Genomic DNA, 15,471 nt, shown 5'->3' with positions numbered 1-15,471 from the left:
TGAATGCCATGAACTGGTTAAATCTTGAACACCTGCTGCTCGATGAGTCGCCGGACCGCCTGCTGTGCCAGGACCCTGACCTGACCCTCGGCCAGCTACGCCGCCAAGCCCTGTGCGCCGCTGCCGGCCTGCAAGCCCGTGGCATCCGCCATCTGGCCATCCACCTGGAAGACGCAGGCGAACTGGCCATCGCCCTGTTGGCCGCCTGGCGCGCCGGGGTCAGTGTGCTGCTGCCCGCCGACCTGCAGGCCGAGACCCGCGAACGCTGGAACACTCAAGTCGACCTGTGGCTCAGCGAACAGCCGGGCGATACCCGCCTGGGCCAGCTGTACGACGCCGAACCCTTGCCTGCCGCACGGCTCGACCTGGACCAGTGCAGCCTGAGCCTGTGCACTTCCGGCTCCAGCGGCGAGCCCAAGCGCATCGACAAACGGCTGCGCCAACTGGACAACGAAGTCCGGGGCCTGGAGCAACTGTGGGGCGCTGAACTGGGTAACGCCTGCATGATCGGCAGTGTCGCCGCGCAACACATCTATGGTCTGCTGTTCCGGGTGCTTTGGCCGCTGTGCGCCGGGCGTCAATGGGTTCGGCGGCAGTTGCCGTTCCCGGAAGACCTGCAACGCGCCAGCCTGGACTATCCGGCCTTCGCCTGGGTCGCCAGCCCGGCGCTGCTCAAGCGCATGGGGGACAACCTCGACTGGCCAGCGCTGAGCAAGGTACGCCGGGTGTTCTCATCCGGTGGCGCGCTGCCCGCAGACGCCGCGCTCAGCCTGCAACAGCGTCTGGGCCAGTGGCCGTGCGAGATTTTCGGCAGCTCAGAAACCGGCGGTATTGCCTGGCGCCAGGGCGAAACGCTCTGGCAGGCGTTTGCCGGTGTGCAGTTGACCCAGGACGCTGAGGGCGCGTTGCAAGTCTGCTCGCCTTACCTCGCCCCGGGTCATGTCGAACAGACCGCCGATGCCGCTCGCTTTGAGGCCGATGGCCGCTTCGAACTGCTGGGCCGTCTGGACCGCATCGTCAAACTGGAAGAGAAACGCATCTCGCTGCCGTCGCTGGAACAGGCACTGGTCAATCATGCCTGGATCAGCGAAGCGCGGCTCGGCGTAGTCCGTGAGAACCGTGCCTATCTGGGCGCCCTGGTGGTGCTCAGCGAAAGTGGCTTGCATGCCTTGCGTAATCTGGGCCGCCGCGCCCTGACCGAGACCTTGCGCAACCACCTGACTAATCATTGTGAGGCGCTGGCCTTGCCGCGGCGCTGGCGGCTGCTGCGTCAGTTGCCGCTGAGCGACCAGGGCAAACTGCCTCAGGCACTGGTCGAAACCCTGCTGGCCGCACCGCGGGGCAAGGCCCCCGAGGTGCTGGAGCACAAGGTCCAGGACGACGGCCTGCAGATCGAGTTGCAGGTGCCACCGGATCTGGCCTGCTTTACCGGCCATTTCCCACGTACGCCGGTCCTGCCTGGCGTGACCCAGGTCGACTGGGCACTGGAGTTCGGCCAGCGCCTGCTTGAGCTGCCGCCGCGCTTTGCCGGTATGGAAGTGCTCAAGTTCCAGCAACTGGTGCGCCCCGGCGACCGTTTGACCCTGACCCTGCGCTTCGACGCAGCCCGTAGCAAGCTGCATTTCGCCTACCACAACCAGCATCAGGCGCCCTGCTCCAGCGGCCGGATCGTGCTGCAAGACAGCGCCACGGAAACCGCTCATGCATAAGCCCTGTGCGGTGATACCAGTGTTCAACCACGAGCTGGCAGTGCCCAACGTGGTCAAGGCCCTGCGCGCTGCCGGCCTGCCATGCGTGCTGGTCGATGACGCCAGCAGTCAGGCCTGCGCTCAGGTCCTGCAAGCACTGGCCAGGGAAGACGGCGTGCACCTGATTCGTCTGCAGACCAACCAGGGCAAGGGCGGCGCCGTGATGGCCGGCTTTCAGGAGGCGGCGCAACGTGGCTACAGCCACGCCTTGCAGGTCGACGCCGATGGCCAGCATGACCTGAGCGACATCGGACGTTTTCTGGAACTGTCCCGGCAACACCCCAAGGCGCTGATCTGCGGTTATCCACAATATGACCAGAGCGTGCCCAAAGGCCGCTTGTATGCCCGCTACCTGACCCATGTGTGGGTGTGGATCAACACCCTGTCGCTGCAGATCCGCGATTCGATGTGCGGCTTTCGGGTCTACCCGCTGGGGCCGGTGCTGCGCCTGATCGATACGGTGCGACTGGGCCGGCGCATGGATTTCGACACCGAGATTCTGGTCCGTCTGGCATGGCGCCACCAGCCGATGCACTGGCTGCCGACCAAGGTGCATTATCCCGAGGATGGCTTGTCGCACTTTCGCCTTTTTCACGACAACGCACTGATTTCCAAGATGCACACCAAGCTGTTCTTCGGCATGTTAGTGCGGGCGCCGGTGTTGCTATGGCGCAAGGTGCGGCCATGAGCCAGCAACCGAAACGACACTGGGCCGACCGCGAAGAGCGCGGCAGCTTCGCGCTGATGAAGCTCACCGCCTGGGCGGTACGGATACTTGGCCGGCGCCTGCTCAGCCCGGTGCTGTACGGCATTGTGCTGTACTTCTTCATTTTTGGCCGCAGCGCCCGGCACGCCATCGCCGAGTTCCAGCAAAACCTTGCCGACTGGAGCGCCAAGCCTGAACTGCGCCCCAGCCAGTGGCGGGTGTTCCGCCAGTTCATGGCCTTTGCCGAAGCCTTGCTCGACAAGCTCGATGTGTGGAACGGCAAGCTGGGCATCGAACAGATCCGCATCGACGACCCCGCCCTGCTGCGCAATCAACTGCGTGGTCAGCGCGGCCAGATGCTGGTCGGTGCCCACCTGGGTAACCTTGAAGTGTGCCGCGCCCTGGCCGAACTGGGCGAAAAGGTCACCATGAACGTGCTGGTGCACACCAAGCACGCCGAACGCTTCAATCGCCTGTTGGGCGAAGCCGGGGCGACCAATCTGCGACTGGTCCAGGTCAGTGAACTGGACCCGGCCATCATGCTGCAACTGAGCCAGCGCCTGGACGACGGCGAATGGCTGGCCATTGCGGGCGACCGCGTGCCGTTGCATGGCGGGCGCACCGTGCAGGCTGATTTTCTCGGCAAGCCGGCGGCCTTCCCGCAAGGCCCCTGGCTGCTGGCCGGGCTGCTCAAGTGCCCGGTGAACCTGTTTTTCTGCCTCAAGGACGCCCAGGGCTATCGCGTGGTCCTGGAGCCGTTCACCGAATCGGTCCAGTGGCGGCGCAGCGACCGTGCTCAAGTCATTGCCCACTGGGCTGCCCGCTACGCCGAACGGCTGGCCCACTACTGCCTGCAAGCCCCGCAGCAGTGGTTCAATTTCTATCCTTTCTGGAAGTCCGATGAATCATCCAGCTCATGACCCCGTGACCTTCGGCGCCCTGGCGCTGAGCATCGAACAGGTAGTGGCCGTCGCCAACCGTCAGGCGCCGACCGTGCTGCAAGCCGATGCCCAGTACCGGGCGCGCATCACTCGCGGGGCGCAGTTCCTCGACTCGTTGCTGGACAAGGAAGGCGTGATCTACGGCGTGACCACCGGTTATGGCGACTCTTGCGTGGTGGCTGTGCCCCTGCAGCACGTCGAAGCCCTGCCCCGGCATTTGTATACCTTCCACGGCTGCGGGCTGGGCAAGCTGCTGGACGAACGCGCCACCCGCGCCGTGCTCGCTGCGCGCTTGCAGTCGCTGTGCCACGGCATGTCCGGGGTGCGTATCGAGTTGCTGGAGCGCTTGCAGGCGTTTATCGAACATGACGTGCTGCCGCTGATCCCGGAAGAAGGCTCGGTGGGCGCCAGCGGCGACCTGACCCCGTTGTCTTATGTGGCCGCCACGCTGTCCGGCGAGCGCGAGGTGATGTTCCGCGGCCAGCGTCGCCCGGCGCTTGAGGTGCATCGCGAACTGGGCTGGGAGCCGCTGGTGCTGCGCCCCAAGGAAGCCCTGGCGTTGATGAATGGCACCGCGGTGATGACCGGCCTGGCCTGCCAGGCGTTTGCCCGGGCTGACTACCTGCTGCAACTGGCCACGCGCATCACCGCAATGAACGTCATCGCCCTGCAAGGCAACCCGGAACACTTCGACGAGCGCCTGTTTGCAGCCAAGCCGCACCCAGGCCAGACCCAGGTCGCGGCCTGGCTGCGTCAGGACCTGGCCATCGACGCCCCCACCGCGCCGCTGCACCGCCTGCAAGACCGTTACTCGCTGCGCTGCGCGCCGCATGTGCTTGGCGTGTTGGCCGACAGCCTGGGCTGGTTGCGCTCGTTCATCGAGACCGAACTCAACAGCGCCAACGACAACCCGATCATCGACGGCGACCACGAGCGGGTGCTGCACGGCGGGCACTTCTACGGTGGCCATATCGCCTTTGCCATGGACAGCCTGAAAAACCTGGTGGCCAACGTCGCCGACCTGCTCGACCGGCAACTGGCCCTGCTGGTCGACGTGCGTTACAACCACGGCCTGCCGAGCAACCTGTCCGGCGCCAGTGCCGAACGGGCGATGATCAACCACGGCTTCAAGGCCGTGCAGATCGGCGCCAGTGCCTGGACTGCCGAAGCGCTGAAAAACACCCTGCCGGCCAGCGTGTTCTCGCGCTCCACCGAGTGCCATAACCAGGACAAGGTGAGCATGGGCACCATTGCTGCACGTGATGCCATCCGGGTATTGGAACTCACCGAGCAGGTCGCAGCAGCGACCCTGCTGGCGGCCAATCAGGGCCTGTGGCTGCGCAGCCGCGAAGCCGACGCCAGGCCGCTGCCGGCAGCGCTGGCCAGCATGCATGCGCAGCTTGGCGAAGAATTCCCGCCGGTCATCGACGACCGGGGTCTGGAAGGCGAATTGCGCCTGTGCCTGCAACGCATCAGCGAGCGCCACTGGAGGCTGCATGCGCAGTAAAGGACTGATCGACGTCGACACTGAAGTGGTGGTGCCGTTTTTCGATGTCGACATGATGAACATCGTCTGGCACGGCCACTACGTCAAATACCTCGAAGTGGCGCGCTGTGCGTTGCTCGATCATATCGGCCACAACTACACCAGGATGCTCGAATCCGGCTACGGCTGGCCGGTCATTGATATGCAATTGCGCTACATGCGCGGCGCGGTGTTCGGCCAGAAACTGATCGTGCGCGCCAGCCTGGTGGAATGGGAAAACCGCCTGAAGATCAACTACCTGATCAGCGATGCCAGCACCGGTGAGCGCATGACCCGCGCCAGCACCGTACAGGTTGCGGTAGCCGTCGACAGCCGCGAGATGCAGTTGGCCTCGCCCAAGGCTTTCACCGACGCCGTACAAAAGGCGCTGGCAAACGAGGGCCGGGTATGAAACGTCTATTCGCCACACTGATGCTGATGTGCCTGGCTGCACAGACCTGGGCCTTCGACCTGCAACAACTGAGCGAGCAGTTGTCCCGGCCTGCGGCCATCGAGGGGCGGTTTATCCAGGAAAAACACCTGCGCGCCCTGCCCCAGCCGCTGACCAGCACCGGGCGTTTTGTCCTGGCCCGTGACTTCGGCCTGCTGTGGCTGCTCGAAACACCGCTCAAGCAGGATTACCGCATCACCGCCAACGGTATCGCCCGCCGCGAGGCGCAGGGCTGGCAGATGCTGCCGAACAAGAGTGCCGGCGCCGAGCACAACCGTCTGTTCCTGGCGGTGCTGCAAGGTGACAGCAGCGGATTGCAGCGTGATTTCGAACTGCAACTCAGCGGTGATGCACAGGACTGGAAACTGACCCTGCTGCCACGCTCACTGTTGCTGCAACAGATCTTTCGCCAGATCAATATCGACGGCGGCGAACTGGTCAGGCAGATCGAACTGCTCGAAGCCCAGGGCGACCGCACGGTGCTGAAAATGATCGACAGCCATAGCGTTCCGGCGCTGAGCGATACCCAGCGTGCTGATTTCAAATCCTGAGCGGCGCCTGCCGCGCCTGTTCCTGCTGATCCTGCTCGGCGTGCTGGCACTGGCCGGCTGGCAGTGGCGTGATGGCGCGCCGCTATCGGCCAACCTCATGGAACTGGTGCCGGGCGGACGTCCTGATCCGCTGGAGCTGCGCGCCGAGCAGCGCATGCAGGAGCCGCTGAATCGCGAAATGCTGGTGCTGGTCGGCCACCCCGAGCGCCAGCAAGCCATTGAACTGACCAAGCAACTGGCCGCGCAGTGGCAGGCCAGCGGGCTGTTCGAAAAGGTCCAATGGAGCCTGCAGGCTGACCTGCCGGCCATCCGCGAACAATTGCTCGCCGGCCGGCTAGCCATGCTCCCGGCGGCGGACCGCACGCTGCTGATCGAACAACCCGAGGCGTTCATCCAGCAACGCCTGCAAAGCCTGTTCGACCCCTTTGCCGGTTTCAGCCTGGTACCGAGTCAGGACGACTGGCTGGGCCTGACCGGACGCATCCAGAGCAACCTGCCGCGCACCGGCAGCGTCGAACCGGACCTGGCCAGCGGTGCGCTGCTGGCCCAGGCCGACGGCAAGCAATGGGTGTTGCTGCGGGTACGCACCCCAGGCGATGCGTTTGACATGCAGTTGCCGGGGCAGGTCGCCGGCCTGTTGAGCCTGGCCCGTGAACAGGCCGCCCAGGCCGGCGGGCAGTTACTGGCGGCCAGCGGGCTACTGTATGCCGCGGCGGGTCAGCAACAAGCCAAACAGGAAATCAGCTGGGTCGGCGGTGGCGCCACGGCAGGCATCCTGCTGTTACTGCTATTGGCTTTTCGCCGCTGGCGCGTGCTGCTGGCGTTCGTCCCGGTGCTGGTCGGCATGCTGTTCGGCAGCGTCGCCTGCGTACTGCTGTTCGGCAAGATGCACGTCATGACCCTGGTACTGGGTTCGAGCCTGATCGGCGTCGCCGTCGATTATCCGCTGCACTACCTGTCCAAGAGCTGGAGCCTCAAGCCCTGGCGTGCCTGGCCGGCCTTGCGCCTGACCCTGCCGGGACTGACCCTGAGCCTGATCACCAGCTGTATCGGCTATCTGGCGCTGGCCTGGACACCCTTTCCTGCCTTGACTCAGATCGCTGCGTTTTCCGCCGCTGGCCTGATCGGCGCTTACCTGGCGGCGGTGTGCCTGCTGCCGGCGCTGCTGGCCAAAACTGAGCTGCGCCCGGCGCAGTGGCCGCTGACGCTGGCGCAACGCCTGCTGGATATACGCAGCGCCTTGCTGCGCCGGGTCAACACACCGCTGTTGCTGGTTGCGCTGTTGGCGTTCTGCGCCGCGGGCCTGTGGCAACTGACCACCCGCAACGACATTCGCCAATGGGTTTCCGCCCCCCAGGCGCTGACCGACGAAGCGCAAAGCATTGCGCGGATTACCGGTTATCAGCCGACCAGCCAGTTCTTCCTGATTCGCGGCCGCGACGAGCAGCAATTGCTGGAGCGCCAGAACGCCCTGACCCAACGCCTCGACGCGTTGATCGGCAGCGGCAAACTGCGCGGTTACATGGCGATCAACCAATTGCTGGCCTCACCAGACGACCAAAAGGCGCTGCATGCCGCCTTACCGCAACTGGCGCAGCACTGGCAAGCGCTGCTGGCGCTCGGGGTATCCAGCGAAACCCTGCAGGCCGAACTGGCTGAACTCCAGGCACTGCCCGTCCAGCCCATCGACCAGGCTCTGGCCGGGCCGCTGAGCGAAGCCTGGCGGCCACTCTGGCTGGGCCGTAACAACGAGGGCGTGGCGGCTATCGTCAGCCTGCAAGGGCTGGGCAACCCGGCCCTGTTGCAGGCTCAGGCCGAAGGGCTGCCAGGCGTGCACCTGGTTGACCGCCTGGGAGCACTCAATGCGGTGTTCGCCCAGACCCAGATCAGCGCCGCCGAACTCAAACTGCTGTCGTGCATCCTGATCATTGCCCTGTTGATCGCCCCCTTCGGTTTCGGCGGCGCAGTACGCATCGTGACCCTGCCACTGCTGGCCGCCTTGTGCAGCCTGGCAAGCCTCGGCTGGCTGGGTCAGCCGCTGACCCTGTTTAGCCTGTTCGGCCTGCTGCTGGTCACCGCGATCAGCGTCGATTACGCGATTCTCATGCGTGAGCAGGTCGGTGGGGCGGCGGTCAGTCTGCTCGGCACCTTGCTGGCGGCCATCACCACCTGGTTGTCGTTCGGCCTGCTGGCGCTGTCGCAGACCCCGGCGATCAGCAACTTCGGGCTGTCGGTGAGCCTTGGGCTGGTCTTCAGTTTTCTGCTCGCGCCGTGGGCAAGCCCCCGCCATGCCCCCGATCATCAGGAGCTGCAATCATGCTGATTCTGCTGTTCTGGCTCATGGCCCTGCTGGCGTTTGCCGGCGCGACCTGGCTGGGCAAGCGGCTGGGACTGATACCGATCGTCAGTCAGCTGTTGCTGGCAACCTTCGGCCTGCCGCTGTTGATGTTGTTGTGGGTCGAGCCGCACTGGCAACTGAGCGGCGCCCAACTGATCGAACCGGTATGGCTCAAGACCCTCTATGGCCTGGCCTTCGCCCTGGTGCTGGGGCATATCCTCAGTGATGTGGTCGACGTCGCGCTGGACCGGCAAAGCCTCAAGGTGGCGCTGCCGAGCTTTGTAGTGCCGTTCATCTGTGGGGTAGCCTGCGCAGTGTGGCTGCTGCCCGAGCAGCGTTGGATCAGCGATCTTGCGGTGGGGCTGGTGTTCGCCATTACCGCCATTCCGGTGTTGTACCTGTACCTGAACCACATCAACTACCCGCCAGCTGCCACCCGCCGGCTGGTGCAGGCCGCGATTCTCATCGACCTGGCCTGCTGGAGCCTGTTCGCCCTGGCCCAAGGCAGCCTGCACCTGAGCAGCCTGTTGCTGCCGCTGCTGATGGCTTGCACACCCCTGCTGCTGCGCCTGCTGGGCATTCGCCAGCCGCTGGTCTACAGCCTGGGCTTTTTCGCTCTGCTGGTACTGGCCGAGCACTACAAACTCAACGCGCTGATTTTCGGCATCGGTTACCTGATGTGCATGAGCCGCCTCAAGCAAGCCTGGGTCCTGCCGATCAAACCCGCTGTGCTGGCCCTGCTGCAAAATTACCTGGCCGTGCCGTTGCTGCTGACCTTCGGTCTGGTACAGATCAATGTGCATAGCGCCATGGGCGAACTGGACGGCCTGCAACTGACGGCGCTGATTGGGGTGCCGATTGTCGCCAAGCTGCTCGGCAACTGGCTGGGGCTGCGCTGGGCACCGCCTTCGTACCCCGGCGCCAGCCGCTGGCGCGAATGCGTGCTGCTGAATATTCGTGGCCTGAGCGAGATCGTGTTTCTCAACATGCTGCTGCAACAGCAACTGATCAGTCAGGCGTTGTACCTGGCGCTGATGCTGATGAGCCTGCTGGCCACGCTGATGCCCGCCTTGGCGGGCCTGGGCCGCAAGAACCTTTCATTCGCCACTGCCACCGACAAACCGGTAAGGAATCGCTGTGCCAATCACTGATATGCAAAGCCGCACGGTCGTGGTCATCGGTGCAGGCCCGGCCGGCGCGATTGCCGCCGCCCTGCTCAAACGCAAGGGCCACGACGTACTGATCATCGAGCGCCAGGCATTTCCGCGGTTCTCCATCGGCGAGAGCCTGCTGTCGCACTGCCTGGATTTCGTCGAAGAAGCCGGCATGCTCGACGCCGTGCAGGCCGCAGGTTTTCAGTTCAAGAACGGCGCCGCATTTGCCTGTGGCGATCAGTACTCGGCGTTCGATTTTGGCGAGGGTTTCAGCCAGGGCAAACCGAGCACCTTCCAGGTGCAACGCGCCGACTTCGACCAGTTGCTGGCCGACCAGGCGGCTCTGCAGGGTGTGGAAATCCGCTATCTGCAAGAAATCGTCAGCGCCGACTTCAACGCCGCCCAACCGGTGCTGCAAGTGCGCCGCGAGGATGGCAGCCAGTACGCGCTGCAGGCCGGTTTCGTCCTCGATGCCAGCGGTTACGGGCGGGTGCTGCCGCGCCTGCTGGACCTGGAGGCGCCGTCGGACTTCCCCCTGCGCCGTGCGGTGTTCACCCATGTCGAGGACCATATCCAGAGCCCGCCCTTCGACCGCAACAAGATTCTGGTCAGCGTCCACCCCGAGCACCGCGACGTGTGGTTCTGGACCATCCCGTTCAGCAACGGCCGCTGCTCCCAGGGCGTGGTGGCCAGCGCCGAGCGCTTCAAAGACAAACCCGAAGACCTCGATGCCTGCCTGCGCGCCTTCATCGATGAAACCCCGAGCCTGCGCAATACCCTCAAAGACGCTGTATGGGATACCCCGGCGCGGACCATCGGCGGCTATGCAGCCAACGTCAAGACCCTGCACGGGCCGGGGTTTGCCTTGCTGGGCAATGCCGCCGAGTTCCTCGACCCGGTGTTTTCTTCGGGCGTAACCATTGCCATGCGTTCCGCGAGCATGGCCGCCAACCTGCTCGATCAGCAGTTGCGTGGCGAGCAGGTCGACTGGGAAAACGACTTCGCCATACCGCTCAAGCGTGGGGTGGATACCTTCCGCGCCTACGTCGAAGGCTGGTACGACGGCAGCTTCCAGGACGTGATTTTCTTCAAAGACTCGCAACCGGAAATCCGCGCGATGATCAGCTCGATTCTCGCCGGCTACGCCTGGGACCTGCGCAATCCGTTTGTCAGCGAACCCAAACGGCGGCTGCGCATGCTTACCGAGATTTGCGCAGGTGAGGCGTCATGAACAGCCGGTTCCTGAGCGACAGTTACGTCGAAGAAACCCGTTTCGGCTTCTGGTTTCTGCGCAGCCACACCTGGCAGCACCATGTGTTGCGCGTAGCAATCAATGACCTGCGCGGGCTGTTCGACACGCCGCTGCCCACGGATGCTGTGTTGCTCGACGCCGGTTGCGGCCAGGGCAAGTCATTCCGTTATTTGCAGCAAACCTTCCAGCCGGCGCGGATCATCGGCCTGGACGCTGACCCGCACAGCCTGGAACTGAGCCGCCAGGAAGCAGCCCGCCTGGGTCTGGAGGTCGAGTTGATCGGCAGCGACTGCGCGGTGTTGCAGTTGCCCGATGCCAGTGTCGATTTGCTGTTCTGCCACCAGACCTTTCACCATCTGGTCGAGCAGGAGCAAGCACTGGCCGAGTTCTACCGGGTGCTCAAGCCCGGTGGCTATCTGCTGTTTGCCGAGTCCACCGAGGCGTATATCGACACCTGGGTAATCCGCTGGCTGTTCCGCCACCCGATGCATGTGCAGAAAAGCGCCGCCCAGTACCTCGACATGCTGCGTGACCAGGGCTTCGAGTTCAGCGCGGGCAATGTCTCCTACCCGTACTTGTGGTGGAGTCGCGCCAAGGACTTTGGCCTGCTGGAGCGTTTGAAGCTGTGTAAACCCAAGCCGTTTGGCCAGCGTGAAGAAACCCTGGTCAATGCCGTGGTACGCAAGCCTCTGCCGGATGCCGCGCAATGATCCGTATTTTGCTGCTGACCCTGTTGCTGCTCGGCGGCTGCGCCAGTCAGGCACCATTGCCGGTCGGCACCCCGGACCTGCAACTGCCCCGGCAACTGCATGTGCAGCGCGTCCAGGCCGGGCAAAGCCAGGACTGGTTGCTGATCATCCAGCAAGAGAGCGGCGGCCTGCGCTGGTCGATGATGGACCCGCTGGGTATTCCCCAGGCCCGCCAGCGCCTGATCGACGGTCAATGGCAGGCTGACGGCCTGTTGCCGCCCAATCCCGAAGCCCGCGAATTGTTCGCCGCTTTACTGTTCGCCATGACCCCGGAGCATGAGCTGCCGGCACGCTACCCAAGTGCCCGGCAGCAAGGCACACTGCGCCGCCTGGATTCGCGCTGGCAGGTCGAATTCCGCTCGCCTGAGGTGTTCAGCCTGACGCTGGCGCCTGCGCGCGACCAGCCCGTGCACTTCAATATCAGCCCACTCAGTAACGGGACCACACCATGACCGCCTACCTCAACGAGCTGGGCCTGGTCTGCGCACTGGGCAACAACCGCCAGGACGTGGCACGCAAGCTGTTTGCCGGCGACAGCGCCGGGATGGTCTGCGAGTCGGGCTGGATCCCCGGCCACAGCCTGCCGGTGGGCAGCGTCGACCTCGACCTGCCGGTGATTCCCGAGCAGCTCAGCGCCCACAGCCGCAACAATCAGTTGCTGCTGGCGGCCGCCCAACAGATCGAAGACCCGATACGCGCCGCCATCGCCCGCTACGGGGCAGGCCGGGTTGGGGTGATCCTCGGCACCAGCACCTCAGGCATCGACGAGGCCAGCCGCAGCATGGGCAGTTGGCTGCGCGACAAGAGCTTTCCTGAACATTACGACTACCGCCAGCAAGAACTGGGTGCACCGGCCAGTTTTCTCGCCGAGTGGCTCGGCCTCAGCGGTCCTGCCTACGTGATTTCCACCGCCTGCACCTCCAGTGCCCGGGCCTTGCTCAGCGCTCGCCGCGCGCTGGACATGGGGCTGTGCGACGCGGTGCTGTGCGGCGGGGTCGACAGCCTGTGCAAGCTGACCCTCAACGGCTTCCACGCCCTTGAAGCGGTTTCTGCGCAGCGCTGCAATCCGTTCTCGCGCAACCGCGACGGCATCAACATAGGCGAAGCTGCGGTGCTGTTTCTAATGACCCGCCAGGCCAGCCAGAGCCACAGCATTGCCTTGCTCGGTGCCGGCGCCAGCAGCGATGCCCACCATATCTCGGCCCCCGAGCCAAGCGGTCGCGGCGCCCGCGAGTCGATGCAACGCGCGCTGGACAAGGCAGGCCTGCAGGCCGGGCAAATCAGCTACCTGAACCTGCATGGCACCGCCACCCAGCACAACGACGCGATGGAGAGCCTGGCGGTGCAGACGCTGTTTCCCGATGGCGTACCCTGCTCGTCGACCAAACCCTTGAGCGGCCACACGCTCGGTGCGGCCGGCGCCCTGGAAGCGGCGTTCTGCTGGCTGAGCCTGGCCCAGGACAATACCGATTCCGCGCTACCGCCGCATGTCTGGGACGGCCAGGCCGACCCGCAACTGCCAGTGCTGCACTGGACCACCGCCAACTCGCGCCTGAGTCGTGCAACACCGCGCTACCTGATGAGCAACTCGTTTGCCTTCGGGGGCAATAACATCAGCCTGATTATCGGAGACGCGCCATGATCGACTGGCCGATCGCCGAACTGGTGCCGCACGCTGCTGACATGATTCTTATCGATCAGGTGCTGGCCTTCGACGACGAAACCATCCAGACCCGCCTGACGGTTCGCCCCGATGGCCCCTTCAACCGCCCTGACGGCAGCCTGCCGGCATGGATCGGCATCGAACTGATGGCCCAGAGCGTGGCGGCGTTTGCCGGCTGCCAGGCGCGCTTGCGCGGCGAGCCGGTGCAACTGGGTTTTCTGCTCGGCACCCGCAAGTACGAATGCAACGTCGAACACTTCCCCCATGGTAGCGAACTGACCATCCACGCCCGGCGTTCATTGCAGGACGACAGTGGCATGGGTGTGTTCGAATGCACCTTGAGCGGCCCGGACATCGAAGTGTTTGCCCGCCTCAATGTCTATTGCCCACCCAACGCTGCCGACTATCTGGCCGAAGGAGCCGTTAATGACTGACACGATTCTGGTCACCGGTTCAAGCCGCGGCATCGGCCGGGCCATCGCCCTGCGCCTGGCAAGGTCTGGTTACGACCTGGTGCTGCATTGCCGTAGCGGCCGGGCCGAGGCCGACGCGGTCCAGGCTGAAATTCACGCCTTGGGCCGTCAGGCGCGGGTGCTGCAGTTCGATGTGTCCGACCGAGCCGCCTGCAAGACCCTGCTTGAGCAGGACGTGGAAACCCATGGCGCTTATTACGGCGTGGTACTCAACGCCGGGCTGACCCGCGACGGCGCCTTCCCGGCCTTGGGCGATGACGACTGGGACCAGGTGCTGCGCACCAACCTGGACGGCTTCTACAACGTGCTGCACCCGCTGAGCATGCCGATGATCCGCCGCCGCGCCGCCGGCCGGATTGTCTGCATCACCTCGGTGTCCGGGCTGATCGGCAACCGTGGCCAGGTCAACTACAGTGCCTCCAAAGCCGGACTGATCGGCGCCGCCAAGGCGCTGGCCATCGAACTGGCCAAGCGCAAGATCACCGTCAACTGCGTGGCCCCGGGCCTGATCGACACGGCAATGCTGGATGACAACGTGCCCGTCGAAGAACTGCTGAAAATGATCCCCGCACAGCGCATGGGCACTCCGGAAGAAGTCGCCGGCGCGGTGAATTTCCTGATGTCTGCCGAAGCGGCTTACATCACCCGCCAGGTTCTGGCCGTCAACGGAGGCCTGTGCTGATGAAACGCGTGGTCGTCACCGGCATGTCTGGCATCACTTCTCTGGGCAGCGACTGGGACAGCATCGAAGCCAACTTCAGCGCCAACCGCAGCGGCATCCGGCGGATGGACGAGTGGGACCGTTTCAGCGAGCTGAATACCCGGCTGGCCGGGCCTGTGGATAACTTCGAAGTGCCTGCACACTGGACGCGCAAGCAGTTGCGCAGCATGGGTCGGGTCTCGCGGCTGGTGGTCGCCGCGTCCGAGCAAGCCCTGAGCGATGCCGGGTTGCTCAACGACCCGATCATTCGTGACGGGCGCATGGGCACCGCCTGCGGCTCTTCCACCGGCAGTACCGAAGAGATCAAAGCGTTCGGCAACATGCTGCTCAACTCGGTAGCCGATGGCCTGAACGCCAATTCCTATGTGCGCATGATGCCGCACACCACAGCGGCGAATATCAGCATCTTCTTCGGCCTTACCGGGCGTCTGATTCCAACCTCCAGCGCCTGCACCAGTGGCAGCCAGGGCATCGGCTACGCCTATGAGGCGATCAAGTTCGGCCGCTTGCCGATGATGCTGGCCGGCGGTGGCGAAGAGCTCTGCCCGACCGAGGCGATGGTGTTTGACGCCCTGTATGCCACCAGCCTGAAGAACGATGCACCGCACACCAGCCCACGGCCCTACGACAGTGGTCGCGACGGCCTGGTCATCGGTGAAGGCGCTGGCATGCTGGTGCTTGAAGAACTGGAACATGCCCTGGCGCGCGGGGCCCGGATTCATGCCGAGATCGTCGGCTTCGGCAGTAATGCCGACGGTGCCCACAGCACCCGCCCCGAACAAGTGACCATGCGCCGGGCCATGGAACTGGCGCTGGAAGATGCCGGCCTGCCAACGGCGGCCATCGGTTACGTCAATGGCCACGGCACCGCCACCGAACAGGGCGATATCGCCGAAACCCTGGCCACCAGCGAACTGTTCGGCGCCAGAATGCCCATCAGTTCACAGAAAAGCTTTCTCGGCCACACATTGGGCGCCTGTGGGGCACTTGAGTCGTGGTTCAGCATCGAAATGCTCAAGCGTGACCGCTACATCCATACCCTGAACCTGGATGCAGTCGATCCGCAGTGTGGCGAACTCGATTACCTCAAAGGTGAACCCCGGGTGATGAGCCACGAGTATGTGATGAATAACAATTTCGCCTTCGGCGGGGTCAACACCTCGTTGATTTTCCGTCGCTGGGCTTGAAACTCGTTCTAT

At 64.3% G+C, this 15,471-nt stretch carries 15 protein-coding genes; all 15 read left to right on the top strand.

The genetic code is table 11. The features are described 5' to 3' along the window. Positions 1–8: 8 nt before the first annotated feature. From PSCI_RS11410 to PSCI_RS11340, 15 genes are read left to right on the top strand one after another with little or no spacing between them, the layout of a single operon-like run. Positions 9–1,709 carry an AMP-binding protein gene (locus tag PSCI_RS11410; RefSeq protein WP_045494145.1) on the top strand — a complete coding sequence of 567 codons (1,701 nt, stop codon included), beginning with the start codon at positions 9–11 and terminating at the stop codon, positions 1,707–1,709. Beyond that, the gene (locus PSCI_RS11405; protein WP_045486586.1) at positions 1,702–2,436 is read left to right on the top strand and encodes a glycosyltransferase family 2 protein; all 735 of its coding nucleotides are present in this window, start codon (positions 1,702–1,704) and stop codon (positions 2,434–2,436) included. Before PSCI_RS11410 ends, PSCI_RS11405 begins: the two co-directional genes overlap by 8 nt. Continuing rightward, positions 2,433–3,374: an LpxL/LpxP family acyltransferase gene (locus PSCI_RS11400; protein ID WP_045486583.1), complete on the top strand. Its 942-nt coding sequence runs from the start codon at positions 2,433–2,435 to the stop codon at positions 3,372–3,374. The genes PSCI_RS11405 and PSCI_RS11400 overlap by 4 nt, the downstream gene beginning before the upstream one ends. After that, positions 3,355–4,902, top strand: a complete 1,548-nt coding sequence (locus PSCI_RS11395; RefSeq protein WP_045486581.1) for an HAL/PAL/TAL family ammonia-lyase — start codon at positions 3,355–3,357, stop codon at positions 4,900–4,902. Before PSCI_RS11400 ends, PSCI_RS11395 begins: the two co-directional genes overlap by 20 nt. Further along, a complete protein-coding gene (locus tag PSCI_RS11390; RefSeq protein WP_045486578.1) occupies positions 4,892–5,332 on the top strand; it encodes an acyl-CoA thioesterase in 441 nt (146 codons plus the stop codon). Before PSCI_RS11395 ends, PSCI_RS11390 begins: the two co-directional genes overlap by 11 nt. After that, entirely contained in the window at positions 5,329–5,922 is a 594-nt protein-coding gene (locus PSCI_RS11385; protein ID WP_045486575.1) for a LolA family protein, read from the top strand. Before PSCI_RS11390 ends, PSCI_RS11385 begins: the two co-directional genes overlap by 4 nt. Next, positions 5,906–8,245: an MMPL family transporter gene (locus PSCI_RS11380; protein WP_045494143.1), complete on the top strand. Its 2,340-nt coding sequence runs from the start codon at positions 5,906–5,908 to the stop codon at positions 8,243–8,245. The genes PSCI_RS11385 and PSCI_RS11380 overlap by 17 nt, the downstream gene beginning before the upstream one ends. Next, entirely contained in the window at positions 8,239–9,411 is a 1,173-nt protein-coding gene (locus PSCI_RS11375; RefSeq protein ID WP_045486571.1) for a hypothetical protein, read from the top strand. Before PSCI_RS11380 ends, PSCI_RS11375 begins: the two co-directional genes overlap by 7 nt. Next, positions 9,398–10,645 carry an NAD(P)/FAD-dependent oxidoreductase gene (locus tag PSCI_RS11370; protein ID WP_045486569.1) on the top strand — a complete coding sequence of 416 codons (1,248 nt, stop codon included), beginning with the start codon at positions 9,398–9,400 and terminating at the stop codon, positions 10,643–10,645. The genes PSCI_RS11375 and PSCI_RS11370 overlap by 14 nt, the downstream gene beginning before the upstream one ends. Then, the gene (locus tag PSCI_RS11365) at positions 10,642–11,376 is read left to right on the top strand and encodes a class I SAM-dependent methyltransferase (RefSeq protein ID WP_045486566.1); all 735 of its coding nucleotides are present in this window, start codon (positions 10,642–10,644) and stop codon (positions 11,374–11,376) included. The genes PSCI_RS11370 and PSCI_RS11365 overlap by 4 nt, the downstream gene beginning before the upstream one ends. Beyond that, positions 11,373–11,867, top strand: coding sequence for a hypothetical protein (locus PSCI_RS11360; RefSeq protein WP_045486563.1), 495 nt, complete (start codon positions 11,373–11,375; stop codon positions 11,865–11,867). Before PSCI_RS11365 ends, PSCI_RS11360 begins: the two co-directional genes overlap by 4 nt. Further along, positions 11,864–13,057 carry a beta-ketoacyl-[acyl-carrier-protein] synthase family protein gene (locus PSCI_RS11355; RefSeq protein WP_045486560.1) on the top strand — a complete coding sequence of 398 codons (1,194 nt, stop codon included), beginning with the start codon at positions 11,864–11,866 and terminating at the stop codon, positions 13,055–13,057. Before PSCI_RS11360 ends, PSCI_RS11355 begins: the two co-directional genes overlap by 4 nt. Beyond that, on the top strand, positions 13,054–13,512 hold the full coding sequence (locus PSCI_RS11350; protein ID WP_045486557.1) for an ApeP family dehydratase: 459 nt from the start codon (positions 13,054–13,056) through the stop codon (positions 13,510–13,512). The genes PSCI_RS11355 and PSCI_RS11350 overlap by 4 nt, the downstream gene beginning before the upstream one ends. Continuing rightward, a complete protein-coding gene (gene fabG, locus PSCI_RS11345) occupies positions 13,505–14,233 on the top strand; it encodes a 3-oxoacyl-ACP reductase FabG (RefSeq protein ID WP_045486554.1) in 729 nt (242 codons plus the stop codon). The genes PSCI_RS11350 and fabG overlap by 8 nt, the downstream gene beginning before the upstream one ends. After that, positions 14,233–15,459, top strand: coding sequence for a beta-ketoacyl-ACP synthase (locus tag PSCI_RS11340; RefSeq protein ID WP_045486551.1), 1,227 nt, complete (start codon positions 14,233–14,235; stop codon positions 15,457–15,459). Before fabG ends, PSCI_RS11340 begins: the two co-directional genes overlap by 1 nt. Positions 15,460–15,471 lie beyond the last annotated feature (12 nt).

Source organism: Pseudomonas sp. StFLB209 (genome assembly GCF_000829415.1).
Classification (GTDB): Bacteria; Pseudomonadota; Gammaproteobacteria; order Pseudomonadales; family Pseudomonadaceae; genus Aquipseudomonas.
This window is presented reverse-complemented; position numbering and strand designations above follow the sequence as displayed.

Bases quoted from the DNA above. Each gene is read 5' to 3' on its own strand.
- PSCI_RS11410 (WP_045494145.1), top strand. From the start codon at position 9: ATGAACTGGTTAAATCTTGAACACCTGCTGCTCGATGAGTCGCCGGAC.
- PSCI_RS11405 (WP_045486586.1), top strand. From the start codon at position 1,702: ATGCATAAGCCCTGTGCGGTGATACCAGTGTTCAACCACGAGCTGGCA.
- PSCI_RS11400 (WP_045486583.1), top strand. From the start codon at position 2,433: ATGAGCCAGCAACCGAAACGACACTGGGCCGACCGCGAAGAGCGCGGC.
- PSCI_RS11395 (WP_045486581.1), top strand. From the start codon at position 3,355: ATGAATCATCCAGCTCATGACCCCGTGACCTTCGGCGCCCTGGCGCTG.
- PSCI_RS11390 (WP_045486578.1), top strand. From the start codon at position 4,892: ATGCGCAGTAAAGGACTGATCGACGTCGACACTGAAGTGGTGGTGCCG.
- PSCI_RS11385 (WP_045486575.1), top strand. From the start codon at position 5,329: ATGAAACGTCTATTCGCCACACTGATGCTGATGTGCCTGGCTGCACAG.
- PSCI_RS11375 (WP_045486571.1), top strand. From the start codon at position 8,239: ATGCTGATTCTGCTGTTCTGGCTCATGGCCCTGCTGGCGTTTGCCGGC.
- PSCI_RS11365 (WP_045486566.1), top strand. From the start codon at position 10,642: ATGAACAGCCGGTTCCTGAGCGACAGTTACGTCGAAGAAACCCGTTTC.
- PSCI_RS11360 (WP_045486563.1), top strand. From the start codon at position 11,373: ATGATCCGTATTTTGCTGCTGACCCTGTTGCTGCTCGGCGGCTGCGCC.
- PSCI_RS11355 (WP_045486560.1), top strand. From the start codon at position 11,864: ATGACCGCCTACCTCAACGAGCTGGGCCTGGTCTGCGCACTGGGCAAC.
- PSCI_RS11350 (WP_045486557.1), top strand. From the start codon at position 13,054: ATGATCGACTGGCCGATCGCCGAACTGGTGCCGCACGCTGCTGACATG.
- fabG (WP_045486554.1), top strand. From the start codon at position 13,505: ATGACTGACACGATTCTGGTCACCGGTTCAAGCCGCGGCATCGGCCGG.
- PSCI_RS11340 (WP_045486551.1), top strand. From the start codon at position 14,233: ATGAAACGCGTGGTCGTCACCGGCATGTCTGGCATCACTTCTCTGGGC.